We start from the raw sequence: 25,682 nt of genomic DNA, 5'->3' as shown, positions 1-25,682 counted from the left end.
TGCCGCCCCCAGACACGCAGCCTGGTCTGTCGCGCCAGGGCGCGTTTGCCCCACCTTCCATCCACATTGTTAATTTAAGGAATGCGTGTGCTAGTTATTTTGGGTTATCTCGTGGTATTGGGTGCGGTGTTTGGCGGCTACCTGATCGTGGGCGGTCATCTCGGTGCGTTATACCAACCGGCGGAGTTTCTGATTATCGGCGGGGCGGGTGTCGGCGCTTTCATCGTCGGCAACAACGGCAAGGCGATCAAGGCCACGCTGCGCGCGCTGCCGCGGCTGATGCGCCGTTCCAAATACAACAAAGATCTGTACATGGATCTGATGGCGCTGTTGTTCCGCCTGCTGGCCAAATCGCGTCAGCAAGGCATGCTGTCGCTCGAGTTCGACATCGATAATCCGCAAGAAAGTGAAATTTTCTCTAATTATCCGCGCATCCTTGCCGATAACACCCTGGTGGAGTTCATTACCGACTATTTACGGCTGATGGTGAGCGGCAATATGAATGCGTTCGAGATCGAAGCGCTGATGGACGAAGAGATCGAAACCTACGAGCAGGAAAGCGAAGTGCCCGCCGGCAGTTTGGCGATGGTGGGTGACTCCTTGCCTGCGTTCGGTATCGTCGCGGCGGTGATGGGGGTGGTACACGCCCTGGCTTCGGCCGATCGGCCGGCTGCGGAACTGGGGGCGCTCATCGCTAACGCCATGGTTGGTACTTTCCTCGGTATTCTGCTGGCCTACGGCTTCATCTCGCCGCTGGCCACGTTGCTGCGCCAGAAGAGCGCCGAAAACGTCAAGATGATGCAGTGCATCAAGGTCACGCTGCTGTCGAGCCTGAACGGATACGCACCGCAGATCGCGGTCGAGTTTGGCCGCAAAACGCTGTATACCACCGAACGTCCTTCTTTCGTTGAGCTGGAAGAACACGTGCGCCGCGTGAAAGCGCCGGCGCAGCAGGCGACGGAAGAAGAAGAAGCATGAAACAGAATCATCCGGTCGTTCTGGTCAGAAAGCGCAAGTCGCATCATGCCGCCCATCACGGCGGCTCCTGGAAGATCGCTTATGCCGACTTTATGACGGCGATGATGGCGTTCTTCCTGGTGATGTGGCTGCTGGCGATCGCCAGCCCGCAGGAGCTGACGCAAATCGCCGAATATTTCCGCACGCCGCTCAAGGTTGCCCTGACCAGCGGCGACAAGAGCAGTTCCGAAAGCAGCCCAATCCCGGGCGGCGGCGACGATCCTACGCAACAGCATGGCCTGGTGAGAAAGCAGGTCGACTCACCGGACTCGCGCGCCGAAGAGCTGCGCCTGAACAAGCTGCGCGAAAAGCTGGATGAGTTGATTGAGTCCGATCCGCGCCTGAAGGCGCTGCGTCCGCATCTGTTGATCAACATGATGGATGAGGGGCTGCGCATTCAGATTATCGATAGCCAGAACCGGCCGATGTTCAAAACCGGCAGCGCGCAGGTCGAGAGTTATATGCGCGATATTCTGCGGGCGATAGCGCCGATCCTCAACGACCTGCCGAACAAGATCAGCCTGTCCGGCCACACCGATGATATCCCTTACGCCACCGGCGAGCGCGGCTACAGCAACTGGGAACTGTCGGCCGATCGCGCCAACGCCTCCCGACGCGAGCTGATTGCCGGCGGCCTGGCGGAAGGCAAGGTGCTGCGGGTGGTGGGCATGGCGGCCACCATGAGCCTGAAACAGCACGGCGCCGATGATGCGATCAACCGTCGTATCACCGTGCTGGTGCTGAACAAGCAAACGCAAGAGGGCATCGAACACGAAAATGCCGAAAGTAACGCGATGGATATCGCCCAGCCGGATAGCCTGAAGCAGCTGGCGCCGTCGGCGACTGCGCCGGCCAGCCAAACGCCGGAACCCCAGGCGGTAACGCCGACCGATCAAGCGACGCCGCCGGCGATGGACCCTGTCGCCCAATCGCAGACATCCCCGGCGATAGCCCCGGCCGGCCAAACGCCGGAACAATCGGCGGCTGCGCCCGCACCGACTAACCGCGACTCACAGCCAGAGGTGACCCCGTGAGCATGGACATTAGCGATTTTTATCAGACCTTCTTTGATGAGGCGGACGAGTTGCTGGCCGACATGGAGCAACACCTGCTGGAGCTGGATCCGCTGGCCCCCGATATCGAGCCGTTGAACGCCATCTTCCGCGCGGCACACTCGATCAAGGGCGGTGCGGCGACCTTTGGCTTTTCGGTGCTGCAGGAAACTACCCACCTGCTGGAGAACCTGCTGGACGGTGCAAGACGCCAGGAAATGAGCCTGAGCACCGAGATTATCAACCTGTTTCTGGAAACCAAAGACATTATGCAGGAGCAACTGGACGCCTATAAAACCTCGCAACAGCCTGACGCCGAAAGCTTTGAATACATTTGCCAGGCGCTGCGCCAGCTGGCGTTGGAAGCGCAACAGCAGCAGGAGGCACCCGCGGTTCAACCGGCCGTTCAGCAGCCCGTTGTTCAGCACGCAGCCGCGCCGGCGGCGATCGAAGGCGGCATGCGCATCAGCCTGAACGGGCTAAAAGCCAGTGAAATCCCCTTGATGTTGGAAGAGCTGGGTAACCTCGGCGAGGTTAAAGACCCGCATCAGACGGAACACAGTCTGGACGTGACGTTGCTCACCTCCGCCAGCGAAGACGACATCAGCGCCGTGCTGTGCTTCGTGCTGGAACCGGAACAAATCAGCTTCTCGACGCCGACGCAAAGCGTGCCGGCCGTCGCGGAGGCGAACTTACCGGAAGCGGTCGCCGTGCCGGAACCTGCGCCGGTCGCCAGCGCCGTGCCGCCTGCCGCCAAACCGGCGGCCGCAGCGGCGGAAGCGCCGAAAGCGCGCGCCAAGGCGAGCGAATCCACCAGCATTCGCGTGGCGGTGGAAAAGGTGGATCAGCTGATCAACCTGGTGGGCGAGCTGGTGATCACCCAGTCGATGCTGGCGCAACGCTCCGGCACGCTGGATCCGGTGAACCACGGCGATCTGCTGAACAGCATGAGCCAGCTGGAGCGTAACGCGCGCGATCTTCAAGAGTCGGTCATGTCGATCCGCATGATGCCGATGGAATATGTCTTCAGCCGCTACCCGCGCCTGGTGCGCGATTTGGCCGGCAAGCTGAACAAACAGGTGGAACTGACGCTGCAGGGCAGCTCCACCGAACTGGACAAGAGCCTGATCGAACGGATTATCGATCCGTTGACGCACCTGGTGCGCAACAGCCTCGATCACGGTATCGAAGAACCGGCCACCCGCATCGCCGCCGGTAAATCGGCGGTGGGCAATCTGGTGCTGTCGGCCGAACATCAGGGTGGCAACATCTGTATTGAGGTCATCGACGATGGCGCCGGCCTGAACCGCGAAAAAATTCTCGCCAAGGCCGCGTCGCAAGGGCTGGCGGTGAGCGACAGCATGAGCGACGAAGAGGTCGGCATGCTGATCTTTGCTCCGGGCTTCTCTACCGCCGAGCAGGTGACCGACGTTTCCGGCCGTGGCGTCGGCATGGACGTGGTGAAACGGAATATTCAGGAGATGGGCGGCCACGTCGAGATCCGTTCACAGGCCGGTAAGGGCACCACCATCCGCATCCTGCTGCCGTTGACGCTGGCGATCCTTGACGGCATGTCGGTCAAAGTGAACGACGAAGTCTTTATCCTGCCGCTGAACGCGGTGATGGAATCGCTGCAGCCGCAGGCGGAAGACTTGCACCCGCTGGCCGGCGGCGAACGCGTGCTGCAGGTGCGCGGCGAATACCTGCCGCTGGTGGAGCTGTATCGGGTATTTGAAGTGGAAGGCGCCAAAACCGACGCCACGCAGGGCATCGTCGTTATCCTGCAAAGCGCCGGCCGCCGCTATGCGCTGCTGGTGGATCAGCTGATCGGCCAGCATCAGGTGGTGGTGAAGAATCTGGAAAGCAACTACCGCAAAGTGCCGGGCATCTCCGCCGCGACCATTTTGGGCGACGGCAGCGTAGCCTTGATCGTCGATGTCTCGGCGTTGCAAACCTTGAACCGTGAAAAGCGTCTGACGGACGCCGCCGCATAATAATGAGTTTATTGATTTAAAAGGTGAATGATATGGCAGGATTGGCAGCCGTCAGCAAATTGGCTGGCGAAACGGTAGGGCAAGAGTTTCTGATTTTCACCCTGGGCAACGAGGAGTACGGCATCGATATCCTCAAGGTGCAGGAAATTCGCGGCTACGATCAGGTGACCCGCATCGCCAACACCCCGGCGTTCATCAAGGGGGTCACTAACCTGCGCGGCGTGATCGTCCCGATCATCGATCTGCGGGTGAAATTCTCGCAGCAAAGCGTGTCTTACGATGAGAACACCGTGGTGATCGTACTGAACTTTGGCCAGCGCGTGGTGGGCATCGTGGTTGACGGCGTCTCCGACGTGCTGTCATTGACCGCCGAGCAGATCCGTCCGGCGCCGGAGTTCGCGGTGACGCTGGCGACTGAATACCTGACCGGCCTCGGTTCGCTGGGCGAGCGCATGTTGATCCTGGTGGATATCGAAAAGCTGCTGAGCAGCGAAGAGATGTCGCTGGTCGACAGCGTGGCGAAAAGCGTCTGATTCATGATCCCAGGGGGCAGGGCGCTGCTCCCTTCATCCATCACTCTTCCTGACCTGTCGCGATGCCGCAGACCGTACCAGTAACCCCCACTAAAAATAGTTACTTTCCCGCATAAAGTTTTGCCGCGCGGCGCCGATAACTCTCACATTCAACGTCATCAGAGCCTGTCTGCGCGGGCTTCAACAAGGGAAATCATGTTAAATCGTATGAAGGTGGTCACCAGCCTGTTGCTGGTGTTGGTGCTGTTTGGCGCCTTGCAGTTGATTTCGGGCGGACTCTTTTTCTCCTCGCTGAAAAGCGATAAGGAAAACTTTACCGTCCTGCAAACTATCCGCCAGCAGCAGCTGCAGCTGAGTGAAAGCCGCGTTGACCTGCTGCAGGCGCGCAACTCCCTGAACCGTGCCGGTATTCGCTACATGATGGATACCAACAAGATCGGCAGCGGCGCCACCATTGATGAACTGCTGGCCAAGGCGAAAGAAGAGCTGGGCGAAGCGGAAAGACACTATGCCGCTTACGAAAAAATCCCGCAGGATCCGCGTCAGGACCCCCAGTCGGCGGAACGCGTTAAACAGCAATACGACATTCTGTACGGCGCGCTCTCCGAGCTGATCCAACTGCTGGGCGAAGGCAAGATCAACGCCTTCTTCGATCAGCCTACGCAGAGCTACCAGGACAACTTTGAGCAGAGCTACAACGTTTACCTGGAGCAAAACGGCAAGCTCTATCAAATCGCAGTCGACGGCAGCAACAGCTCCTATAACTCGGCCATCTGGACGCTGATCGTGATCCTGGTGGTGGTGCTGGCGGTGATCGTACTGGTCTGGACCGGTATCCATCACATCCTGGTGCGCCCGCTGAACCGCATGATCGATCACATCAAACAGATCGCCGCCGGCGACCTGACTCAGCAAATCGTCGTCAACAGCCGCAACGAAATGGGCGTGCTGGCGGCCAGCCTGAAACACATGCAAGGCGAACTGATTGAAACCGTCAGCGGCGTACGTCAGGGCGCGGATGCCATCTACAGCGGCGCGTCAGAAATCGCTGCGGGCAACAACGATCTCTCCTCCCGCACCGAGCAGCAGGCCGCGTCGCTGGAAGAGACCGCCGCCAGCATGGAACAGCTGACCGCGACGGTGAAACAGAACGCCGAAAACGCCCGTCAGGCTTCACAGCTGGCGTTGAGCGCCTCCGAAACCGCACAGAAAGGCGGCAAGGTTGTGGCCAACGTGGTGCAGACCATGCATGACATCGCCGGCAGCTCGCAGAAAATTGCCGATATCACCGGCGTGATCGACGGTATCGCCTTCCAGACCAACATCCTGGCGTTGAACGCCGCGGTGGAAGCGGCGCGTGCCGGCGAGCAGGGCCGCGGCTTCGCGGTGGTGGCCGGCGAAGTGCGTAACCTGGCGCAGCGCAGCGCGCAGGCGGCGAAAGAGATCAAAGGCCTGATCGAAGATTCGGTCAGCCGCGTCGATATGGGCTCTGTGCTGGTCGAAAGCGCCGGTGAAACCATGGGCGACATCGTCAATGCCGTCACCCGCGTGACCGACATCATGGGCGAAATCGCCTCGGCGTCGGACGAGCAGAGCCGCGGTATCGATCAGGTTGGCCAGGCGGTAGCGGAAATGGACCGCGTCACCCAGCAGAACGCCTCGTTGGTGGAAGAATCCGCCTCGGCGGCGGCGGCGCTGGAAGAACAGGCCAGCATGCTGACCCAGTCGGTGGCGGTATTCCGCCTGAGGTCGGAAGGCCAGGAAGAGTTTAAAGCGCCTGTCACCAACAAGGCGACGGTAACACCGGTAATCAATCATAAGAAAATGAACGCCAGCGATCTGCAGGATAACTGGGAAACGTTCTGACCGGTATCGGGCCTCTCTCGCAGGGGCCCTTTTCCCTACGTAGGCCGGTCGCCGGCCGGCTGCAAGGAGGTTCACAGTGTTTAACCGAATCCGTATCTCTACCAGCTTATTCCTGTTGTTGATGACCTTCTGCGTTCTGCAGTTGGCCAGCAGCGGCCTGTCGTATTCCGCGTTTCGCTCCGATAACCACAACCTCGACATCATCACCCTCGGCAGCCAGCAGCGCGATTCGCTCAGCCTGAGTTGGGTGTCGCTGTTGCAGGCGCGCAATACGCTGAACCGCGCCGGCACCCGCGCGGCGCTGAAGCTGCCGCAGGAGCAGGTGAACGAACTGATGAGCAGCGCCCGCAGTTCGCTGCAGAAGGCCGATCTCTATTTCAATCAGTTCATGGCGGTTGAACGCAGCAGTGAACAGCAAAGCCAGCAGACGGCCACCACCAAGGCCAGCTACGAGCGGCTGCGCGGCGCGCTGCGTGAACTGATCGGTTTCCTGGAAAAGGGCGAGCTGCAGGCGTTTATGGATCAGCCGACGCAGAAAACCCAGGACCTGTTCGAGGCCGACTTCGTGCAGTACCTGCAGTTGGTCAACGGCGACATCAGCGAAGCCAGGGACGCCAACCAGTTCTCCTTCACGCTGGCGGGCCTGATGCTGGCGGGGGCGGTCTTGATGCTGATCGTGGTGACCGGCAGCGCCATGTGGTGGTTGCGCACCATGTTGGTACAGCCGTTGAACCAAATCCGCAGCCACTTTGAACGCATCGCCGCCGGCGATTTGGCGACGCCGATTCAGGTGTACGGCCGCAATGAAATCAGCATGCTGTTCGCCAGCCTGCAACGCACGCAGCAGTCGCTGATCGGCACCGTCGGCGCGGTGCGCGACGGGGCGGAGTCGATTCTGATCGGCCTGCAGGAAATCTCCGAAGGCAATAACGATCTGTCTTCCCGCACCGAGCAGCAGGCCGCTTCGCTGGAAGAGACCGCCGCCAGCATGGAACAGCTGACCGCGACGGTGAAGCAGAACGCCGACAATGCGCGGCAGGCCTCTCAGCTGGCGCGTGACGCCTCGGCCACCGCGGCCAAGGGCGGCGAGCTGGCCGGCGATGTGGTCACCACCATGCACGATATCGCCAACAGTTCGCAGAAAATCGGCGCCATCACCAGCGTGATTGACGGCATCGCCTTCCAGACCAACATTCTGGCGCTCAATGCGGCGGTGGAAGCGGCGCGCGCCGGTGAACAAGGACGCGGTTTCGCCGTGGTCGCCGGCGAAGTGCGCAACCTGGCGAGCCGCAGCGCGCAGGCGGCGAAAGAGATCAAGGGGCTGATCGACGAATCGGTCAGCCGCGTCAAACACGGCTCGGTGCTGGTGGAAAACTCCGGCGCCACCATGCAGGACATTGTGCGTTCGGTGACCCGCGTGACCGACATCATGGGCGAGATCGCGTCGGCGTCGGATGAACAGAGCCGCGGCATCGAGCAGGTGACGCAGGCGGTGACCCAGATGGATCAGGTCACCCAGCAGAACGCCGCGTTGGTGGAAGAGTCCGCTTCTGCCGCCACCGCGCTGGAAGAGCAGGCCATTACCCTGGCCGATGCGGTCGCGGTATTCCGTCTGGCGGACGATAACTTCGTCGCGCCAGGTAACAGCAGCAACGCAGTTTCACCCGTGGTAAAGGAAGCCCAAGATTGTTAAACCGCATAAGCAGCACGTTTTTCTCCGGTGAAGCGGCATGAAACAGGCGCCGTCAACTTCTAACCGGGATACAGCGTCGATGTTGACGCAAATGGTGCAGCGTCTGCCGCTGTCGGACGTGCATTTTCGCCGTATCAGCCAGTTGATTTATCAACGCGCCGGCATCGTGCTGGCGGAGCATAAGCGCGAGATGGTTTACAACCGCCTGGTGCGCCGGCTGCGGCTGTTGGGATTGCACGATTTCGGCGACTACTTGGCGCTGCTGGAAAGCGATCCGAACAGCGCGGAGTGGCAGGCGTTCATCAACGCGTTGACCACCAACCTGACGGCCTTTTTCCGCGAGGCGCATCATTTCCCGATCCTGGCGGAGCATGCGCGCTCGCGGCCGAACGGCTACAGCGTCTGGAGCACCGCGGCCTCGACCGGTGAAGAGCCGTATTCGATCGCCATCACGCTGAGCGATGCATTGGGCCAGCGGGCCGGCAGTTGCCAGGTCTGGGCCAGCGACATCGACACGCAGGTGCTGGAAAAAGCGGAAGCGGGCGTTTACCGCCAGGAAGATCTGCGCACCCTGACGCCGACCCAAATGCAGCGCTATTTCCTGCGTGGCACCGGGCCGCATCAGGGGCTGGTGCGCGTGCGGCCGGAACTGGCGGCGCGGGTGAACTTCCAGCCGTTGAACCTGCTGGCGCCAGAGTGGGCGCTGCCGGGGCAATTCGACGCCATTTTTTGCCGCAACGTCATGATCTATTTCGATAAGGCGACGCAGGAGCGCATTCTGCGCCGCTTCGTTCCCTTGCTTAAGCCGGGGGGGCTGATGTTCGCTGGCCACTCCGAGAACTTCAGCCAGATCAGCCGGGATTTCTACTTGCGTGGGCAGACCGTGTATGGGCTGACCAAGGAGAGGTAATGAGTAAAATCAGAGTGTTATGCGTAGACGATTCGGCACTGATGCGTCAGCTGATGACGGAAATCGTGAACGGCCATCCCGACATGGAAATGGTGGCGACCGCGCCGGATCCGCTGGTGGCGCGCGATCTGATCAAAAAATTTAATCCCCAGGTGCTGACGCTGGACGTCGAGATGCCGCGCATGGACGGGCTGGATTTCCTCGAGAAGCTGATGCGCCTGCGGCCGATGCCGGTGGTGATGGTCTCTTCGCTGACCGGTAAAGGGTCTGAGATCACGCTGCGCGCGCTGGAGCTGGGCGCGGTGGATTTCGTCACCAAACCGCAGCTCGGTATCCGTGAGGGCATGTTGGCCTACAGCGAACTGATTGCCGAGAAGATCCGCACCGCCGCCAGAGCGCGCCTGCCGCAGCGTTCCAACAGCCCGGCGCCGGCGATCCTCAGCCACGCGCCGCTGCTGAGCAGTGAAAAATTGATCGCCATCGGCGCTTCCACCGGCGGTACCGAAGCGATCCGCCAGGTACTGCAGCCGCTGCCGGCCACCAGCCCGGCGCTGCTGATCACCCAGCACATGCCGCCCGGTTTCACCCGTTCGTTCGCCGAACGGCTGAACAAACTGTGCCAGATCACGGTGAAAGAAGCGGAGGACGGCGAGCGCGTGCTGCCGGGCCACGCCTACATCGCACCGGGGGACCGCCACCTGGAGCTGGCGCGCAGCGGCGCCAACTATCAGGTGAAGCTGCATGACGGCCCGGCGGTCAACCGCCATCGTCCGTCTGTCGACGTGCTGTTCCGTTCGGTGGCGCAATATGCCGGCCGCAATGCGGTGGGGGTGATCCTCACCGGCATGGGGAACGACGGTGCGGCGGGGATGCTGGAGATGCACCGCGCCGGGGCGTATACCCTGGCGCAGAACGAGGCGAGCTGCGTGGTGTTCGGCATGCCGCGCGAGGCGATCGCCAGCGGCGGCGTCAGCGAAGTGGTCGAGTTGGACAGGATGAGCCAGCGCATGTTGGCGCAGATTTCCGGCGGCCAGGCATTGCGTATTTGATTTTAGTCCGCAGGGTTTACCCGGCGGCGATATGACCCTGGTTCGCCGCGCGGCGGCCTGCGGTTTTGCATTATTAAACGGTTAACTATTTCAGGAGTAACAATGGCAGACAAGAACCTCAGATTTCTGGTTGTGGACGACTTTTCCACCATGCGCCGCATCGTCAGAAATTTGCTCAAAGAGCTAGGCTTCAACAACGTCGAAGAAGCTGAAGATGGCGCGGATGCGCTGAACAAGCTGCGCGCCGGCGGTTTCGACTTCGTGGTGTCCGATTGGAACATGCCGAACATGGACGGACTCGAACTGTTACAGACCATTCGCGCCGATAGCGCGCTGGCCGCGATGCCGGTACTGATGGTGACGGCGGAAGCCAAGAAAGAAAATATCATCGCGGCGGCGCAGGCCGGCGCCAGCGGTTATGTAGTGAAACCATTTACGGCGGCGACGCTGGAAGAAAAGCTCAACAAGATTTTTGAAAAATTGGGCATGTAAGGAGAGGGCGATGAGAGACATTCCAATGCCTGCCAGCGATGCAGCGACCGCGGGAGAGATCATCTCCCGCATCGGCCAACTGACCCGAATGCTGCGCGACAGCATGCGCGAACTGGGGCTCGATCAGGCGATCGCCCAGGCGGCAGAGGCGATCCCGGATGCGCGCGACCGTCTTGACTATGTCGTAACCATGACGGCGCAGGCGGCGGAACGGGCGTTGAACTGCGTGGAGGCGGCGCAACCGCGCCAGGCGGAGCTGGAATCCGGCGCCAACGCGTTGAAAGGGCGCTGGGACGAGTGGTTCGCCAATCCCATCGAACTGGACGATGCGCGTTCTCTGGTCAACGACACGCGCCAGTATCTGGATCAGGTGCCGGGCCATACGGCCTTCACCAACGCACAGCTGCTGGAAATCATGATGGCGCAGGACTTCCAGGATCTGACCGGTCAGGTGATCAAGCGCATGATGGATGTGGTGCAGGAGATCGAAAAGCAGCTGCTGATGGTGCTGATGGAAAACATGCCGGAGCAGCCGGTGAAGGAAAAACGGCCGAACGACAGCCTGCTGAACGGCCCGCAGCTCGACCAGAACGGCGTCGGCGTCATCGCCAACCAGGCGCAGGTCGACGATCTGCTCGACAGCCTCGGTTTCTGAGGCTTTTCGGGGCGCGCGACGGCGCGCCCCGAAAGTTGCGCGGTGTCCCGCAAAGATTAATGTATATAGCATTACTATATACATCATGGCGGTTATAATTTGTACTCCAATTTAAGGAGGTCGCCATGACGTTAGGTTCTGTCTTTACCAATAATCGGACACAGGCTGTACGCTTGCCCGCAGAGGTGCGTTTCCCTGATACCGTTTCTAAAGTGACCGTTCGCGTAGTGGGCAAAGAGCGCATTCTTGCCCCCCTGGAGAATACTTGGGACAGTTTCTTCTGTGCGGCAAATGAGGTGAGCGATGATTTCCTCAATGAACGTGCAGGACAGCACCAGGGTGAGCGGGAAGATTTTTGATGTTCAGTCATATGCTGGACACCAACATTGTTATCTATGTCATCAAGCGCCGGCCGCTGGAAGTGCTGGAGGCATTCAATCGCTATGCAGGTAAAATGGTCATTTCGTCGATCACCTATGGCGAATTGGTTCACGGGTGGAGAAAAGCGCTCGTCCAGCGGTGAACGCCAGAGTCGTTGAAGATTTTGTCTCCCGATTGGACATTCTCGATTACAGCGCCAAAGCGGCATCGCACTATGGCAATATCCGGGCTGCGCTGGAACGCCAGGGAACGCCTATTGGCGTAAACGATCTACATATCGCCGGGCATGCGCGCAGCGAAGGATTGATCCTGGTGACCAATAATCGACGCGAACTTGAGCGCGTTGAGGGTTTGCGGCTGGAAAATTGGTTGTAACGTCTCCCTGATGGTCTCATCCCCTAAATAACCCGCCTTTTTCCCCGTTGTTCCGCCAATGACATCGCCAATTTTTTGGCATGCTGACCGCCATTCTTTACCCTCCCGACACAGGAACGGCGTTTCGTGGCTGAAGACAGCGATCTGGAAAAAAGCGAGGCCCCCACGCCCCACCGGCTGGAGAAGGCGCGTGAAGACGGCCAGATCCCGCGCTCCCGCGAGCTGACCTCGGTACTGATGCTGCTCTCGGGCCTCGCGATCATCCTGATGTCCGGCAGCAACATGGCGCAACAGCTGGCGGCGATGCTCACGCAGGGGTTGAACTTCGACCATGGCATGGTCAGCAACGATAAACAGATGGTACGCCAACTCGGCATGTTGCTGCGTCAGGCGGTGCTGGCGCTGTTGCCGATCATGGCGGGGCTGGTACTGGTGGCGCTCGCCGCGCCGATGCTGCTGGGGGGCATTCTGTTCAGCGGCAAGTCGATTAAATTCGACTTGAAGCGGTTGAACCCGTTGTCCGGGTTGAAGCGCATCTTTTCCACCCAGGTGCTGGCCGAGCTGCTGAAAGGGATCCTCAAAGCGACGCTGGTCGGTTGGGTGACCGGTCTTTATCTGTGGCACAACTGGGCGGCGATGCTGCATCTGATGACTCAGCAGCCGCTCGACGCGTTGGGCAATGCGCTGCAGATGATCCTGTTCTGCGGTTTTCTGGTGGTGCTGGGATTGACGCCGATGGTGGCGTTTGACGTGTTCTACCAGCTGTGGAGCCACTTCAAAAAGCTGAAGATGACCAAGCAGGATATTCGCGACGAATTCAAAGACCAGGAGGGGGATCCGCACGTCAAGGGACGCATTCGCCAGCAGCAGCGGGCGATCGCCCGGCGCCGCATGATGGCCGACGTGCCTAAGGCGGACGTGATCGTCACCAACCCGACGCACTACGCCGTCGCGTTGCAGTACAACGACAAAAAAATGAGTGCGCCGAAAGTGCTGGCCAAAGGGGCCGGCGAAATCGCCTTGCGCATTCGTGAGCTCGGTGCGGAGCACCGCATTCCGATGCTGGAGGCGCCGCCGCTGGCGCGTGCGCTGTATCGGCACAGCGAGATTGGACAACATATTCCGGCCACCCTGTATGCCGCCGTCGCCGAAGTGCTGGCCTGGGTGTACCAGCTGCGCCGCTGGCGGCGCGAGGGCGGCCTGATCCCGAAAAAACCTGAACGTTTACCGGTGCCGGAAGCACTGGATTTTGCAAGAGAGAGTGACTCTGATGGCTAATTTGGCCTCCCTGCTTCGTTTGCCGGGCAATTTTAAAGATACGCAGTGGCAGGTGTTGGCCGGCCCGGTGCTGATCCTGTTGATCCTGTCGATGATGGTGCTGCCGCTGCCGGCGTTTATCCTCGATCTGCTGTTTACCTTCAACATCGCGCTGTCAATCATGGTGCTGCTGGTGGCGATGTTCACCCAGCGCACGCTCGAATTCGCCGCCTTCCCGACCATTCTGCTGTTCTCCACATTGCTGCGTTTGTCGCTCAACGTCGCGTCGACGCGCATCATCTTGCTGGAGGGCCACACCGGTTCCGCCGCCGCCGGGCGCGTGGTGGAAGCCTTTGGCCACTTCCTGGTGGGGGGCAACTTCGCCATCGGCATCGTGGTGTTCATCATCCTGGTGCTGATCAACTTTATGGTAATTACCAAAGGTGCAGGGCGTATCGCCGAAGTGGGCGCGCGCTTCGTGCTGGACGGCATGCCGGGTAAACAGATGGCGATCGACGCCGATCTGAACGCCGGGCTGATCGGTGAAGACGAAGCGAAGAAACGCCGCGCTGAAGTGACCCAGGAGGCCGATTTCTACGGCTCGATGGACGGTGCCAGTAAATTCGTGCGTGGCGATGCCATTGCCGGCCTGATGATCATGGTGCTGAACGTCGTCGGTGGCCTGTTGGTCGGTGTCGTGCAGCATGGCATGGAGCTGGGGGCGGCGGCGGAAAGCTATACGCTGCTGACCATCGGTGACGGCCTGGTGGCCCAGATCCCAGCGTTGGTGATCTCCACCGCCGCCGGCGTCATCGTCACCCGCGTCGCGACCGATCAGGACGTCGGCGAGCAGATGGTGGGCCAGCTGTTCAACAATCCGCGCGTGATGTTGCTGAGCGCCGGGGTACTGGGGCTGTTGGGCCTGGTGCCGGGCATGCCGAACCTGGTGTTCCTGCTGTTTACCGCCGCTTTGCTGGGCCTGGCCTGGTGGCTGCGTGGCCGTGAACAACAGGCACCGAAAACGGTGGAAGAACCGGCGATGCCGGAGAATCCGCAGGCCGCCGAGGCCAGCTGGGCCGACGTTCAGTTGGAAGATCCGCTGGGGATGGAAGTGGGCTACCGGCTGATTCCGATGGTCGATTTTCAACAGAACGGCGAGCTGCTGGGGCGTATCCGCGGGATCCGCAAGAAATTCGCGCAGGACATGGGCTATTTGCCGCCGGTGGTACACATCCGCGACAATCTGGAACTGCCGCCAGCCAGCTACCGCATCCTGATGAAAGGCGTTGAGATCGGCAGCGGTGAAGCGCAGCCGGGCCGTTGGCTGGCGATCAACCCCGGCAATGCCGTGGGCGAGCTGGCGGGAGACAAAACCGTCGATCCCGCCTTTGGGCTCGAGGCGGTATGGATCGACAGCGCCTTGCGCGAGCAGGCGCAGATCCAGGGCTTTACCGTGGTGGAAGCCAGTACCGTAGTAGCGACGCACCTTAATCACCTGATCGGCCAGTTCGCCAGCGAGCTGTTTGGCCGCCAAGAAACTCAGCAGCTGCTGGACCGTGTTTCACAAGAGATGCCGAAGCTGACCGAAGACCTCGTGCCGGGCGTGGTGTCGCTGACGACGCTGCACAAAGTGCTGCAAAACCTGTTGGCCGAACGCGTTTCTATCCGCGATATGCGCACCATCGTCGAAACGCTGGCGGAACATGCCCCGGCGCAAAGCGATCCTTATGAGCTGACGACCGTGGTGCGGGTGGCGCTGGGCCGGGCGATCACGCAGCAGTGGTTCCCGGGCAACGGCGAGATTCAGGTTATCGGCTTGGATACCCAGCTGGAGCGCCTGTTGCTGCAGGCGTTGCAGGGCGGCGGCGGTCTGGAGCCGGGGCTGGCTGACCGTCTGCTGGAGCAGGCGCGTCAGGCGCTGCAACGGCAAGAGATGCTCAGCGCGCCGCCGGTACTGTTGGTTAACCATGCTCTGCGTCCTTTACTGGCGCGCTTCCTGCGTCGCAGCCTGCCGCAGCTCGTGGTGCTGTCCAACCTGGAGATCAACGACGATCGCCAGATTCGCATGACCTCGACCATTGGAGCCGCCTGATGAAACGCTGTCTGTCCTTGTTGTGTTTGCTGGCGCCGCTAGCCGCCGGCGCGGTGTCCGGCTCCTGGGTGGCCGAAGGGGCGGGCGTGACGCTGGAACAGGGCGGGATGCGCGATGAATCCGCCGGTTTGCGGCCGCCGAACGCGCTGCCGGATGCCAATGCGCGCATCACCAGCGTCAGCTGGCGCTACCGTTTGCTGGGGCCAGAGCCCGTGGGGCTGCAGGCGCAGCTTTGCACGGTCAACCGCTGCATTCCGCTGGGCGGCGGCAGCGGCAGCAGCAACGGTCTGCAGGGCGAGCCGGCCAATGCGGAATTGCGTTTCGTCTATTACGTGCAGTCGCAAGGCGGGTTGAACCCGCCGCTGCGGGTGATTGGCAATCAGGTGATCGTCAATTATCAGTAAGATCAGGCCAGAATTTGCAGGCCGTTGCGTTCCACCAGCGTCAGCAGCTTCATCGCGGCGGAGTTCGGTTGCGCTTCGCCGCGCTCCCATTTCTGTACCGCCTTTTTGCTGACGTTGAGATACAGCGCAAACACCGGCTGACTGACGTTTTCCCGTTCGCGCAGCGCGCGGATCTCGGCCGGCCCGAACTGCTTCACCGGCCGCAGGCACAGCATGTCGAAAGTGCGCATGGTCACGTCGTCGACGAAACCGGCGCGGTGCAGGCCCTGAACTTCCTGGTGGATCTCGGCAAGAATTTTACTCATCGCTTAGCCTCCGTAACTCCCTGTTGTTGACCAGCTGGTAGAGTCTGAATGGCGAATAATCCAGATACAGCGCAGCCAGATGTTTCAATCCCTGTAACTCATCCGCACTGATGTTTTCTCTCTCGCTTTTGGCAAAGCCGCGCATAAAAAACAGGCGGTCTTCATCGCGAAAAACGATCAGCACCCGATAGCCGCCACGTTTGCCCGCACCAGCCCGAGCGATGCGCTTTTTGTATACGCAACCGCCAAGATTGGCGTCGTACCGCTGATGCTGCATTTCTCGCGCTCGTGGCGTCGCTAATGCGCTCGCGTGCGGCAAAACCCTGAAAGGTTTTGGTGAGATAGATATCAGCCATTCGCTCTCCCTGCGAATCTATACCCGTTAAGGGTATATTTCAAGTGATTTAAAAATCACCACAGGGTGACAAGTGGCCAAAGGGAAAGAAACAGCCAAATTCACGTTCTGCGCAGCCTGACGCATAACGTTAAGGGAACTCAGGAGGTGATGAGGTGAAAATGCGAGGGGATGCGCAAAAGTCGGCTAATGCGTGCCCGGTGATAGGCTCACCGGGCGAAATGAGTCAGGTCAGACGCCGATTTTTCTGCCGAGCAGGCTGCCGGCGTGCGACTGGCCGTCCGGGCCATACAGCGATTTGTTGTTCTTACTGAGGATAGCCAGCGCCTGAGCGTTGTGGTCGATCTGCTGATTGAGCAGCAGGCCGTTGTGCTGGTTCTTCTCACGCAGCGTTTGGCTCAGCAACTGAACGTGTTGCCAGCGATCGGCCAGAGGCGCATGGCTGGCATAGGGCGCGCGTTGCCCGCAGGTTTTTTCCTGCCCCAGGCGCTGTTGCTCGAGGTAAGCGACCGTCGCCAGCAGTTGGCTTTTGGCATCGGTGACGCGCTGCAAGGCCACGCCGGGCAACTGGCCGGAACACAGCAAGTCGTGCTCTTCCTCCAGCACGCCATTGAGCGCCTGCAGTGTTTCCAACAGTTTGTCCAGCAGTTGTACCAGCTTTTCCATAGTGATGACTTATCCTTTATCGCTACCCGCCGCCGCGTTGTCAGTCGCGTCCGGCGATCCATTGAACATCGCTCTGCGCGTCTTGCAGCAGTGCGTCGGCGATTTTGCCGGCGTCCATCTTCAGTTCACCGTTGCGGATCGCCTGTTTGATGGCCTCGACCCGGCCCATATCGATATCCTGGGTGCCCGGTTGCATCAGGCGCGCCTGCGCCTCGCTCAGTTTGACCTGCGTGCCGCTGACGGCGGTTTCGGCCACGGCGGCCTTGCGCGGTTGGAGCGGGTTGTCGGCCGGGGTTTCACGCGGTTGCACAGTGGAAACCGGCTGTAACCGCTGGGTGCGATCGATACTCATGGTCCATCTCCGTTTACGCCGTGGCCGCTCGGGGGCGACGACGCTGCAATGAAAGTTTTGCGGCCCTGGTGGCCAATAAAATGCTGCTTGATTTGTCTTATCGGCAAGGTTTGCGGAACCTTTACTTTTTTATAACGTAATGCGGATCGCGCCGTCGTCCCCGACCACGCCGCTGACGATCTGCCCGGACGCCATGCGCACCCGCACGCTGTCTTCGGCGGCGGCGTTGTTCATCGCCTTACCCGCACCGCTGATGCTGAATCCTTCGCCCTGTGCATTGACCTGTACCGATTGCCCGGCCTTGATAATCCAGGCGCGGCGCAGCATGGCGAGGGTCAGCGGCTGACCGGGGCTAATGTTGCGCAGGCTGACGGCGCCTAACGCTTTGCTCGCTTCGGTCAGCGCACGCGGCGGCAGGGTATCGAGCCGGCCTGCTTTCAACGTCAGATCCGCCGCCGTCAACCGGCTGCCGGCGCTGATGCCGCGCGCCGAAACGAGATAGCGGCCAAACACCTGCACCTGCGTCTGGATAAAACGCCGCTCCTGGCCACAGCGCGCCGAAATGCTGACGTTGCCGCCGATCCGCGCGTTGGGCGGCAGCGACAGCTGCGGCAGTTCGCAAGCGGGCCATTGGTTCGGCGGCGTGCGCACCCGCACTTTTACCTGTACCGGTTCGCCGCTGAACTTGCCTTGGATGAAGCTTTCGATTTGCGTCGCCAGATCGTCGGCGCGCGCGTTCAGACTGCACAGCAGGCCGATAAGCAGCAGCATTTTACCTTTCATCGTCATCTTCTCAAGCTTCATCGGGATACGCGTAAGTGTACCCGCAGCGCGCGCAGGCTAAGCAGATAAATAGCGCCCCATTTTGCGTTTATTCCCGCGATAGGGTAGCGCGGGGGGCGTTTATGCTGTCGACTCCAAATTCTAACCTCGCGGAGGGAGCATGCTCGACAAACTGGACGCGGCTCTGCGCTTTGGCCAAGAGGCGCTGAACTTGCGCGCCCAGCGGCAGGAAATTCTGGCCGCCAACATCGCCAACGCAGACACACCGGGTTATCAGGCGCGGGATATCGATTTCGCCAGCCAATTGAACAAAGTGATGGAGCAGGGGCGCGTCAGCGGCAACGGCATGTCGCTGAACCTGACGGCGGCGCGCCACATCCCGGCGCAGACCCTGCAGCCGCCGCAGCTCGATTTGCTGTTCCGGGTGCCGGATCAGCCCTCGATGGACGGCAACACGGTGGACATGGATCGCGAACGCACCAACTTTGCCGATAACAGCCTGAAATATCAGACCGACCTGACGCTGCTCAACGGTCAGATCAAAGGGATGATGTCCGTGCTGCAACAAGGATAAGGCGCATGTCTTTACTGAATATTTTTGATATCTCCGGCTCGGCGTTATCGGCGCAATCCCAGCGCATGAACGTCAGCGCCAGCAACATGGCCAACGCCGACAGCGTGACCGGCCCGGACGGCGAGCCTTACCGCGCCAAGCAGGTGGTGTTCCAGGTCGCGGCGGCCCCCGGGCAGCCGACCGGCGGCGTACGCGTCGCTCAGGTGGTGGACGATCCGGCGCCCGAGCGTCTGGTCTATCAACCGGGCAACCCGCTGGCGGACGCCAAGGGCTACGTGCGCATGCCGAACGTCGACGTGGTGGGTGAAATGGTCAACACCATCTCCGCTTCCCGCAGCTACCAGGCCAATGTCGAGGTGCTCAACACCACCAAGTCGATGATGATGAAAACCCTGACGTTGGGTCAGTAACCGGAGGTTCCCATGGCTATCGCCGCAACCACGAACGAGTCGTTGGACAACACCGTCATCGGTAACAATAGCAAAAATACCAACAGCCAGGATCTGCACAACAGTTTCCTGACGCTGCTGGTGGCGCAGTTGAAAAACCAGGATCCGACCAATCCGATGCAGAACAACGAACTGACCTCGCAGCTAGCGCAGATCAACACCGTGCAGGGCATCGAAAAACTCAACACCACGCTGGGGTCGATCTCCGGCCAGATCAACAGCAACCAGTCGCTGCAAGCCACTGCGCTGATCGGCCACGGCGTGATGGTGCCGGGCAATAACATTCTGGTCGGCAGCAAGGACGGCAAGGTCAGCACGACGCCGTTCGGCGTGGAACTGGAGCGCGCTGCCGATCAGGTGACCGCTACCATCACCAACGCCAGTGGGCAGGTGGTGCGCACCATCGAAATCGGCGGCCTGACCGCCGGTGTGCATGCCTTCACCTGGGACGGTTCGTTGGATGACGGCTCTACCGCACCCGACGGCGCCTACAAAGTGGCGATTAACGCCAAAGGCAATGGCGAGCAACTGGTGGCGCGCAGCCTGCACTTCGGCCTGGTGAACGGCGTGATCCGCGACGGCAACGGCGCCAAGCTGGATCTCGGTCTGGCGGGCAACGCCACCCTGGAAGACGTGCGACAGATCTTATAACCCTAAGCATCAGGCTCAATCGGACGATAGCCTGACCACTATTCGGAGAATAACATGGCCTTTTCTCAGGCAGTCAGCGGCTTAAACGCGGCAGCAACCAACCTGGACGTGATCGGTAACAACATCGCCAACTCCGCGACTGCGGGCTTCAAATCCGGCAGCGTCTCCTTTGCCGATATGTTCGCCGGTTCACAGGTCGGTCTGGGCGTCAAAGTGTCCGGCATCACTCAGAACTTCAAGGGTGGCACCACCACCGGCACCAGCCGTTCATTGGATGTGGCCATCAACGGCAACGGTTTTTTCCGCATGCAGGATAAAGACGGCGGCATCTTCTATACCCGCAACGGTCAGTTCAAGCTGGACGAAAACCGCAACCTGACCAACATGCAGGGGCTACAGCTGACCGGCTACCCGGCGGCCGGCTCTCCGCCGACCATCCAGCAGGGCGCCAACCCGGTGCCGCTGAGCATTCCTGAAGGTATGATGAACGCCAAGGCGTCCACCTCCGGCGAGATGGTGGCCAACCTGAAGTCCACCCATAAAGTGCCGGAGAACAAGACCTTCGATCCGACCAAGCAGGACAGCTACAACTACGTCAACACCATCACCGCTTACGACTCGCTGGGTAATGCGCACAACATCAACGCCTACTTTGTGAAGACAGCAGACAATAAATGGCAGGTCTACACCCAGGACGGCAGCGCCGCGCCGGTTGACGCCGGCACCATGGAGTTCAGCCCCAGCGGCAACCTGGTGAAAACCACCAGCACCAACGGCGCACCGGGCGAGTTCAGCATGGTGATCCCGATGACCGCCAAAGACGGTGCTCCGGCGCAAAACTTTACCCTGAGCTTCGCCGGCAGCATGCAGCAGAACGTGAGCAGCGACTCGGTGAGCAAGGTATCGCAGGACGGTTATGCCGCCGGTGAATACACGGGCTACCAGATCAACAATGACGGCACCATCGTGGGCGTCTATTCCAACCAGCAGACCCAGCTGTTGGGCCAGATCGTCATGGCCAACTTCTCAAACCCGGAAGGGCTGGCGTCGCAGGGCGATAACGTGTGGCAGGAAACCGGTGCGTCCGGTCAGCCGCGCGTTGGTCTGTCGGGCGGCGGCGGCTTCGGTAAGCTGACCAGCGGCGCGTTGGAGTCTTCCAACGTCGATCTGAGCCAGGAGCTGGTGAACATGATCGTCGCACAGCGTAACTACCAGTCCAACGCCCAGACCATCAAGACGCAGGACTCCATCCTGCAGACGCTGGTTAGCCTGCGCTAATAAGGCCGAGTTATGGATCACGCGATTTATACCGCGATGGGCGCGGCGCGCCAAACGCTGGAACAGCAGTCCATTACCGCCAACAACCTGGCCAATGCGTCGACGCCGGGCTTTCGCGCCCAGCTCGCCGCATTGCGCGCGGTGCCGGTCGACGGGCCGAGCCTGGCGACGCGCACCTTGGTGACCGCGTCGACGCCGGGCGCCGATATGAGCCAGGGGGCGCTGAATTACACGGCGCGTCCGCTGGACGTGGCGCTGCAGCAGGACGGTTTCCTAGCGGTGAGCCTGCCGGGTGGGGGGGAAGCCTATACCCGCAACGGCAACATTCAGATCTCCTCCACCGGGCAGTTGACGGTGCAGGGATTGCCGGTGATGGGTGACGGCGGCCCGATCGAGGTGCCGCCGTCGGCGGAGATCACCATCGCGGCCGACGGTACCATTTCGGCGCTGAACGCCGGCGATCCGCCGAACACCATCGCGCAGATCGGCCGTCTGAAGCTGGTGAAAGCCGATGCGCGCGAAGTGATGCGCGGTGACGACGGGCTGTTCCGCCTGACGCCGGAAACTCAACAGCAGCGCGGCAATCAGTTGCAAAACGATCCGCAGGTGCGGGTGATGCCGGGCGTGCTGGAGGGCAGCAACGTCAAGCCGATGGAGACCATGGTCGACATGATCGCCAACGCCCGCCGTTTTGAAATGCAAATGAAAGTCATCCACAGCGTGGATGAAAACGAACAGCGTGCCAACTCACTGCTCTCAATGAGTTAAGCAGCAAGGAAATAACCGATGATTCCATCCTTATGGATTGCCAAAACCGGTCTGGACGCGCAGCAGACCAACATGGACGTGATCGCCAACAACCTGGCGAACGTCAGCACCAACGGCTTCAAACGCCAGCGTGCGGTATTTGAAGATCTGCTGTACCAGACCATGCGTCAGCCGGGGGCACAGTCTTCCGAGCAGACCACGCTGCCTTCCGGTCTGCAGATCGGCACCGGCGTGCGTCCGGTGGCGACCGAGCGTCTGCACAGCCAGGGCAACCTGTCGCAGACCAACAACAGTAAAGACGTCGCCATCAAGGGGCAGGGTTTCTTCCAGGTGATGCTGCCGGACGGCACCCAGGCCTACACGCGCGACGGCTCGTTCCAGATCGATCAGAACGGCCAGCTGGTCACATCCAGCGGTTTCCAGGTGCAGCCGGCGATCACCATTCCGGCGAACGCACTGTCCATCACCGTCGGCCGCGACGGCATCGTCAGCGTCACCCAGCAGGGGCAAACCGCCGCCCAGCAGGTGGGTCAACTGACGCTGACGACCTTTGTCAACGACAGCGGTCTGGAGAGCGTGGGCGAGAACCTGTATCAGGAAACCGAAAGCTCGGGCGCGCCGAACGAGAGCACGCCGGGGCTGAACGGCGCCGGTCTGCTGTATCAGGGCTACGTGGAGACCTCCAACGTTAACGTGGCGGAAGAGCTGGTCAACATGATCCAGACTCAGCGCGCTTACGAGATCAACAGCAAAGCGGTTTCGACTTCCGATCAGATGCTGCAAAAGCTGACGCAACTGTAATCTGTCATTGACGGGCCCGGCTTGCCGCGCCCGTCATTCTCTTTCGTGAAACAAAGGCGATACCCGTGGTAACCACATATTCGATGGCAATCCTGCCGCGGCAGGGACAACGCTGGCTGGCGGGAATGGTGATGCTGACGCTGAGCGGCTGCGCTTATATTCCGCATAAACCGCTGGTGGACGGTGCGACCACGGCGCAGCCCGCGCCGGCCAGCGCGCCGATGCCGAACGGCTCGATCTTCCAGACGGTGCAGCCGATGAACTACGGCTATCAGCCGCTGTTCGAAGACCGCCGTCCGCGCAACGTCGGTGACACCCTGACCATCGTGCTGCAGGAAAACGTCAGCGCCAGCAAGAGCTCTTCCGCCAACGCCAGCCGCAACGGCGCCAGCAAGTTCGGCGTCGCCACCTCGCCGCGTTACCTCGACGGTCTGTTGGGCAATGCGCGCGCCGATATGGACATTTCCGGCGACAGTACCTTCGGTGGCAAGGGCGGCGCCAACGCCAACAACACCTTCAACGGCACCATTACGGTGACGGTCAACCAGGTGCTGGCCAACGGCAACCTGCACGTGGTGGGGGAAAAGCAGATCGCCATCAACCAGGGCACCGAATTCATTCGCTTCTCCGGCGTCGTTAACCCGCGCACCATCAGCGGCAACAACTCGGTCACCTCGACGCAGGTGGCGGACGCGCGTATCGAATACGTCGGCAATGGCTATATCAACGAAGCGCAGACCATGGGCTGGCTGCAGCGCTTCTTCTTAAATGTTTCACCGTTCTAAGGATTGACTGATGCTGAAAAAATGGTTTATCGCGCTGTGCGTCGGGCTGGTGTGCTTGCCGGCGGCGGCGGAGCGCATCCGCGATCTGGTGACGGTGCAGGGCGTGCGAGACAACGCCCTGATCGGCTACGGCCTGGTGGTGGGGCTGGACGGTTCCGGCGACCAGACCATGCAGACGCCGTTCACCACCCAAAGCCTGAGCAACATGCTGTCGCAGCTGGGCATCACCGTGCCGCCGGGCACTAACATGCAGCTGAAAAACGTGGCGGCGGTGATGGTGACCGCCAAACTGCCGCCGTTCTCGCGCGCCGGGCAGAACATCGACGTGGTGGTTTCATCGATGGGCAACGCCAAGAGCCTGCGCGGCGGCACCTTGCTGATGACGCCGCTCAAAGGCGTGGATAACCAGGTCTATGCGCTGGCGCAGGGCAACGTGCTGGTCGGCGGCGCGGGCGCGGCGGCCGGCGGCAGCAGCGTGCAGGTCAACCAGCTGGCGGGCGGGCGCATCAGCAACGGCGCCACCATCGAGCGCGAGCTGCCGACCACCTTCGGCAGCGGCGGCGTACTCAACCTGCAGCTGAACGACGAAGACTTCACGCTGGCGCAGCAGATCAGCGACGCCATCAACCGCCAACGCGGCGGCGGCACCGCGACGCCGCTCGACGCCCGCACGATCCAGGTGCTGGTGCCGCAGGGCAACAGCTCTCAGGTGCGTTTCCTGGCGGAGATTCAAAACATCACCGTCAACGTCGGCGCGATGGACGCCAAAGTGATCATCAACTCGCGCACCGGGTCGGTGGTGATGAACCGCGATGTGATCCTCGATTCCTGCGCCGTCGCCCAGGGCAACCTGTCGGTGGTGGTCGATCGGCAGAACACCGTCAGCCAACCGACGACGCCGTTCGGCGGCGGCCAGACGGTGGTGACGCCAAACACCCAGATCTCGGTGCAACAGCAGGGCGGATCGCTGCAGAAGGTGAACGCCAGCGCCAACCTGAACAACGTCATTCGCGCGCTGAACGCGTTGGGCGCCACGCCGATCGATCTGATGTCGATCCTGCAGGCGATGCAGAGCGCCGGCTGCCTGCGCGCCAAGCTGGAAATCATCTGATGGCCGGCGATCTGATGGCAATGTCGGGTGCGGCCTATGACGCCCAGGCGCTGAACGGTCTGAAGCGCGATGCGGTGGCCGACCCGCAGGGCAACCTCAAGCAGGTGGCCCAGCAGGTAGAAGGCATGTTCGTGCAGATGATGCTGAAAAGCATGCGATCCGCCTTGCCGCAGGACGGGGTATTGAGCAGCGATCAAACGCGGCTCTATACCTCGATGTACGACCAGCAAATCGCCCAGCAGATGTCGCAAAAAGGGCTGGGGCTGGCCGACATGATGGTCAAGCAGATGAGCAACGCCAACGCGGTGCCGAGTGAAACGGCGGGCCTGTCGCCGATGGCGCTGGACAACGAGGTGCTGCAAACGCTGCCGAACCAGGCGCTGGAGCAGATGGTGCGCCGCGCGATGCCGAAAGCCCCGCCGGCCGCCGCGCCACTGTCGCTCAACAACGGCAACTTCGTCGCTCGCCTGTCGATCCCGGCGAAGGTCGCCAGCCAGCAGAGCGGCATTCCGCATCAGCTGATCGTCGCGCAGGCGGCGCTGGAGTCCGGCTGGGGGCAGCGCGAGATCCCGACCTCAGACGGCACGCCGAGCTACAACCTGTTCGGCATCAAGGCCGGCGGCAGCTGGAACGGGCCGGTGACGGAGATCACCACCACCGAGTTCGAACAGGGCGCGGCGAAGAAGGTGAAGGCGAAGTTCCGCGTCTACGGGTCGTATGTCGAAGCGATTGCCGACTACGTCAAACTGCTGACCAACAACCCGCGCTATGCCGACGTGGCCGCCGCGCGCAGCCCGGAGCAGGCGGCGCATGCGCTGCAACGCGCCGGGTACGCCACCGATCCGCAGTACGCCAGCAAACTGGTCAGCGTGATTCAGCAGATGAAGAACGCGGGGGAACAGGCGGTGAAAGCCTATACCCACGATCTGAAAGATTTGTTCTAAATCCCCGTCATTCTTGACGCCGCAGCGGCGTTGACTGCACAAGCTCGCCCCGGTCACTTGGCTTAACCAAGCGCCCGGGGACGCCCTTGC

The 25,682-nt window shown here is 61.0% G+C and carries 28 protein-coding genes and 1 pseudogene; 24 read left to right on the top strand and 5 right to left on the bottom strand.

Annotated elements, in window-relative coordinates; all coding sequences use genetic code 11:
* Window positions 1-87: 87 nt before the first annotated feature.
* The 15 genes and pseudogenes from motA (at window position 88) to GUC32_RS14685 (ending at window position 15,770) form a co-directional block, all read left to right on the top strand.
* Window positions 88-978: a flagellar motor stator protein MotA gene (gene motA, locus GUC32_RS14755; protein WP_015378266.1), complete on the top strand. Its 891-nt coding sequence runs from the start codon at window positions 88-90 to the stop codon at window positions 976-978.
* Window positions 975-2,051, top strand: coding sequence for a flagellar motor protein MotB (gene motB / locus GUC32_RS14750; protein WP_197832285.1), 1,077 nt, complete (start codon window positions 975-977; stop codon window positions 2,049-2,051). Before motA ends, motB begins: the two co-directional genes overlap by 4 nt.
* Window positions 2,048-4,063, top strand: coding sequence for a chemotaxis protein CheA (cheA, locus tag GUC32_RS14745; RefSeq protein WP_197832284.1), 2,016 nt, complete (start codon window positions 2,048-2,050; stop codon window positions 4,061-4,063). The genes motB and cheA overlap by 4 nt, the downstream gene beginning before the upstream one ends.
* A gap of 32 nt (window positions 4,064-4,095) precedes the next feature.
* Complete coding sequence (gene cheW / locus GUC32_RS14740; protein ID WP_025303271.1) at window positions 4,096-4,596, top strand: chemotaxis protein CheW; 501 nt, start codon at window positions 4,096-4,098, stop codon at window positions 4,594-4,596.
* Between the two features lie 195 nt (window positions 4,597-4,791).
* Window positions 4,792-6,462: a methyl-accepting chemotaxis protein gene (tsr, locus tag GUC32_RS14735; RefSeq protein WP_089195993.1), complete on the top strand. Its 1,671-nt coding sequence runs from the start codon at window positions 4,792-4,794 to the stop codon at window positions 6,460-6,462.
* 76 nt (window positions 6,463-6,538) lie between these two features.
* The gene (locus tag GUC32_RS14730; protein WP_038629515.1) at window positions 6,539-8,155 is read left to right on the top strand and encodes a methyl-accepting chemotaxis protein; all 1,617 of its coding nucleotides are present in this window, start codon (window positions 6,539-6,541) and stop codon (window positions 8,153-8,155) included.
* A gap of 37 nt (window positions 8,156-8,192) precedes the next feature.
* Window positions 8,193-9,065: a protein-glutamate O-methyltransferase CheR gene (gene cheR, locus GUC32_RS14725; RefSeq protein WP_025159837.1), complete on the top strand. Its 873-nt coding sequence runs from the start codon at window positions 8,193-8,195 to the stop codon at window positions 9,063-9,065.
* Window positions 9,065-10,114: a chemotaxis response regulator protein-glutamate methylesterase gene (locus GUC32_RS14720; protein WP_025303269.1), complete on the top strand. Its 1,050-nt coding sequence runs from the start codon at window positions 9,065-9,067 to the stop codon at window positions 10,112-10,114. Before cheR ends, GUC32_RS14720 begins: the two co-directional genes overlap by 1 nt.
* Window positions 10,115-10,216: 102 nt before the next feature.
* A complete protein-coding gene (gene cheY, locus GUC32_RS14715) occupies window positions 10,217-10,606 on the top strand; it encodes a chemotaxis response regulator CheY (protein WP_004934862.1) in 390 nt (129 codons plus the stop codon).
* Window positions 10,607-10,616: 10 nt separating this feature from the next.
* Window positions 10,617-11,261, top strand: coding sequence for a protein phosphatase CheZ (cheZ, locus tag GUC32_RS14710; RefSeq protein WP_004934858.1), 645 nt, complete (start codon window positions 10,617-10,619; stop codon window positions 11,259-11,261).
* Window positions 11,262-11,386: 125 nt separating this feature from the next.
* The gene (gene vapB / locus GUC32_RS14705) at window positions 11,387-11,620 is read left to right on the top strand and encodes a type II toxin-antitoxin system VapB family antitoxin (RefSeq protein WP_089195989.1); all 234 of its coding nucleotides are present in this window, start codon (window positions 11,387-11,389) and stop codon (window positions 11,618-11,620) included.
* Window positions 11,620-12,017, top strand: a pseudogene (locus GUC32_RS14700) (type II toxin-antitoxin system VapC family toxin). The gene vapB and the pseudogene GUC32_RS14700 overlap by 1 nt, the downstream one beginning before the upstream one ends.
* 126 nt (window positions 12,018-12,143) lie before the next feature.
* Window positions 12,144-13,295, top strand: a complete 1,152-nt coding sequence (gene flhB / locus GUC32_RS14695) for a flagellar biosynthesis protein FlhB (RefSeq protein WP_043138644.1) — start codon at window positions 12,144-12,146, stop codon at window positions 13,293-13,295.
* The gene (gene flhA / locus GUC32_RS14690; protein ID WP_127146020.1) at window positions 13,288-15,366 is read left to right on the top strand and encodes a flagellar biosynthesis protein FlhA; all 2,079 of its coding nucleotides are present in this window, start codon (window positions 13,288-13,290) and stop codon (window positions 15,364-15,366) included. Before flhB ends, flhA begins: the two co-directional genes overlap by 8 nt.
* On the top strand, window positions 15,366-15,770 hold the full coding sequence (locus tag GUC32_RS14685) for a flagellar protein FlhE (RefSeq protein ID WP_127146019.1): 405 nt from the start codon (window positions 15,366-15,368) through the stop codon (window positions 15,768-15,770). Before flhA ends, GUC32_RS14685 begins: the two co-directional genes overlap by 1 nt.
* 2 nt (window positions 15,771-15,772) lie before the next feature.
* Here the strand turns inward: GUC32_RS14685 and GUC32_RS14680 are convergent, their stop codons facing one another.
* From GUC32_RS14680 to flgA, 5 genes are all read right to left on the bottom strand, one after another.
* Window positions 15,773-16,075, bottom strand: a complete 303-nt coding sequence (locus GUC32_RS14680; protein WP_015378258.1) for a DNA-binding transcriptional regulator — start codon at window positions 16,073-16,075, stop codon at window positions 15,773-15,775.
* Window positions 16,068-16,352 (bottom strand): type II toxin-antitoxin system RelE/ParE family toxin, encoded by a 285-nt coding sequence (locus GUC32_RS14675; protein ID WP_369435295.1) that lies wholly within the window; start codon window positions 16,350-16,352, stop codon window positions 16,068-16,070. Before GUC32_RS14675 ends, GUC32_RS14680 begins: the two co-directional genes overlap by 8 nt.
* 309 nt (window positions 16,353-16,661) lie before the next feature.
* A complete protein-coding gene (locus GUC32_RS14670; RefSeq protein WP_127146018.1) occupies window positions 16,662-17,096 on the bottom strand; it encodes a flagella synthesis protein FlgN in 435 nt (144 codons plus the stop codon).
* Window positions 17,097-17,136: 40 nt separating this feature from the next.
* On the bottom strand, window positions 17,137-17,448 hold the full coding sequence (gene flgM / locus GUC32_RS14665; RefSeq protein WP_004934832.1) for a flagellar biosynthesis anti-sigma factor FlgM: 312 nt from the start codon (window positions 17,446-17,448) through the stop codon (window positions 17,137-17,139).
* 129 nt (window positions 17,449-17,577) lie between these two features.
* Window positions 17,578-18,231 (bottom strand): flagellar basal body P-ring formation chaperone FlgA, encoded by a 654-nt coding sequence (gene flgA, locus GUC32_RS14660; protein ID WP_025303264.1) that lies wholly within the window; start codon window positions 18,229-18,231, stop codon window positions 17,578-17,580.
* A gap of 160 nt (window positions 18,232-18,391) precedes the next feature.
* Here flgA and flgB point away from each other — a divergent pair, with 160 nt between their 5' ends.
* The 9 genes from flgB to flgJ all read left to right on the top strand — a co-directional run bounded on the left by flgB (window position 18,392) and on the right by flgJ (window position 25,592).
* Window positions 18,392-18,805, top strand: a complete 414-nt coding sequence (flgB, locus tag GUC32_RS14655) for a flagellar basal body rod protein FlgB (protein ID WP_025303263.1) — start codon at window positions 18,392-18,394, stop codon at window positions 18,803-18,805.
* Between the two features lie 5 nt (window positions 18,806-18,810).
* Window positions 18,811-19,215 carry a flagellar basal body rod protein FlgC gene (flgC, locus tag GUC32_RS14650; protein ID WP_004934826.1) on the top strand — a complete coding sequence of 135 codons (405 nt, stop codon included), beginning with the start codon at window positions 18,811-18,813 and terminating at the stop codon, window positions 19,213-19,215.
* 12 nt (window positions 19,216-19,227) lie between these two features.
* Complete coding sequence (gene flgD, locus GUC32_RS14645; RefSeq protein WP_016927297.1) at window positions 19,228-19,905, top strand: flagellar hook assembly protein FlgD; 678 nt, start codon at window positions 19,228-19,230, stop codon at window positions 19,903-19,905.
* A 54-nt stretch (window positions 19,906-19,959) separates the two neighbouring features.
* Entirely contained in the window at window positions 19,960-21,183 is a 1,224-nt protein-coding gene (gene flgE, locus GUC32_RS14640) for a flagellar hook protein FlgE (RefSeq protein ID WP_025303262.1), read from the top strand.
* 12 nt (window positions 21,184-21,195) lie between these two features.
* The gene (locus GUC32_RS14635) at window positions 21,196-21,951 is read left to right on the top strand and encodes a flagellar basal body rod protein FlgF (protein WP_025303261.1); all 756 of its coding nucleotides are present in this window, start codon (window positions 21,196-21,198) and stop codon (window positions 21,949-21,951) included.
* Between the two features lie 18 nt (window positions 21,952-21,969).
* The gene (flgG, locus tag GUC32_RS14630) at window positions 21,970-22,752 is read left to right on the top strand and encodes a flagellar basal-body rod protein FlgG (RefSeq protein WP_004934819.1); all 783 of its coding nucleotides are present in this window, start codon (window positions 21,970-21,972) and stop codon (window positions 22,750-22,752) included.
* 83 nt (window positions 22,753-22,835) lie between these two features.
* A complete protein-coding gene (flgH, locus tag GUC32_RS14625; RefSeq protein WP_004934817.1) occupies window positions 22,836-23,537 on the top strand; it encodes a flagellar basal body L-ring protein FlgH in 702 nt (233 codons plus the stop codon).
* 10 nt (window positions 23,538-23,547) lie between these two features.
* Window positions 23,548-24,648 (top strand): flagellar basal body P-ring protein FlgI, encoded by a 1,101-nt coding sequence (locus tag GUC32_RS14620; protein ID WP_004934816.1) that lies wholly within the window; start codon window positions 23,548-23,550, stop codon window positions 24,646-24,648.
* Complete coding sequence (gene flgJ / locus GUC32_RS14615; RefSeq protein WP_167324395.1) at window positions 24,648-25,592, top strand: flagellar assembly peptidoglycan hydrolase FlgJ; 945 nt, start codon at window positions 24,648-24,650, stop codon at window positions 25,590-25,592. The genes GUC32_RS14620 and flgJ overlap by 1 nt, the downstream gene beginning before the upstream one ends.
* Window positions 25,593-25,682 lie beyond the last annotated feature (90 nt).

It is taken from the genome of Serratia sp. NGAS9, from assembly GCF_009905295.1.
In the GTDB taxonomy this organism is placed as follows: domain Bacteria; phylum Pseudomonadota; class Gammaproteobacteria; order Enterobacterales; family Enterobacteriaceae; genus Serratia; species Serratia bockelmannii.
The sequence above is the reverse complement of the archived record's forward strand: the minus strand, read 5'-3'. Positions and strand labels throughout refer to the sequence as shown.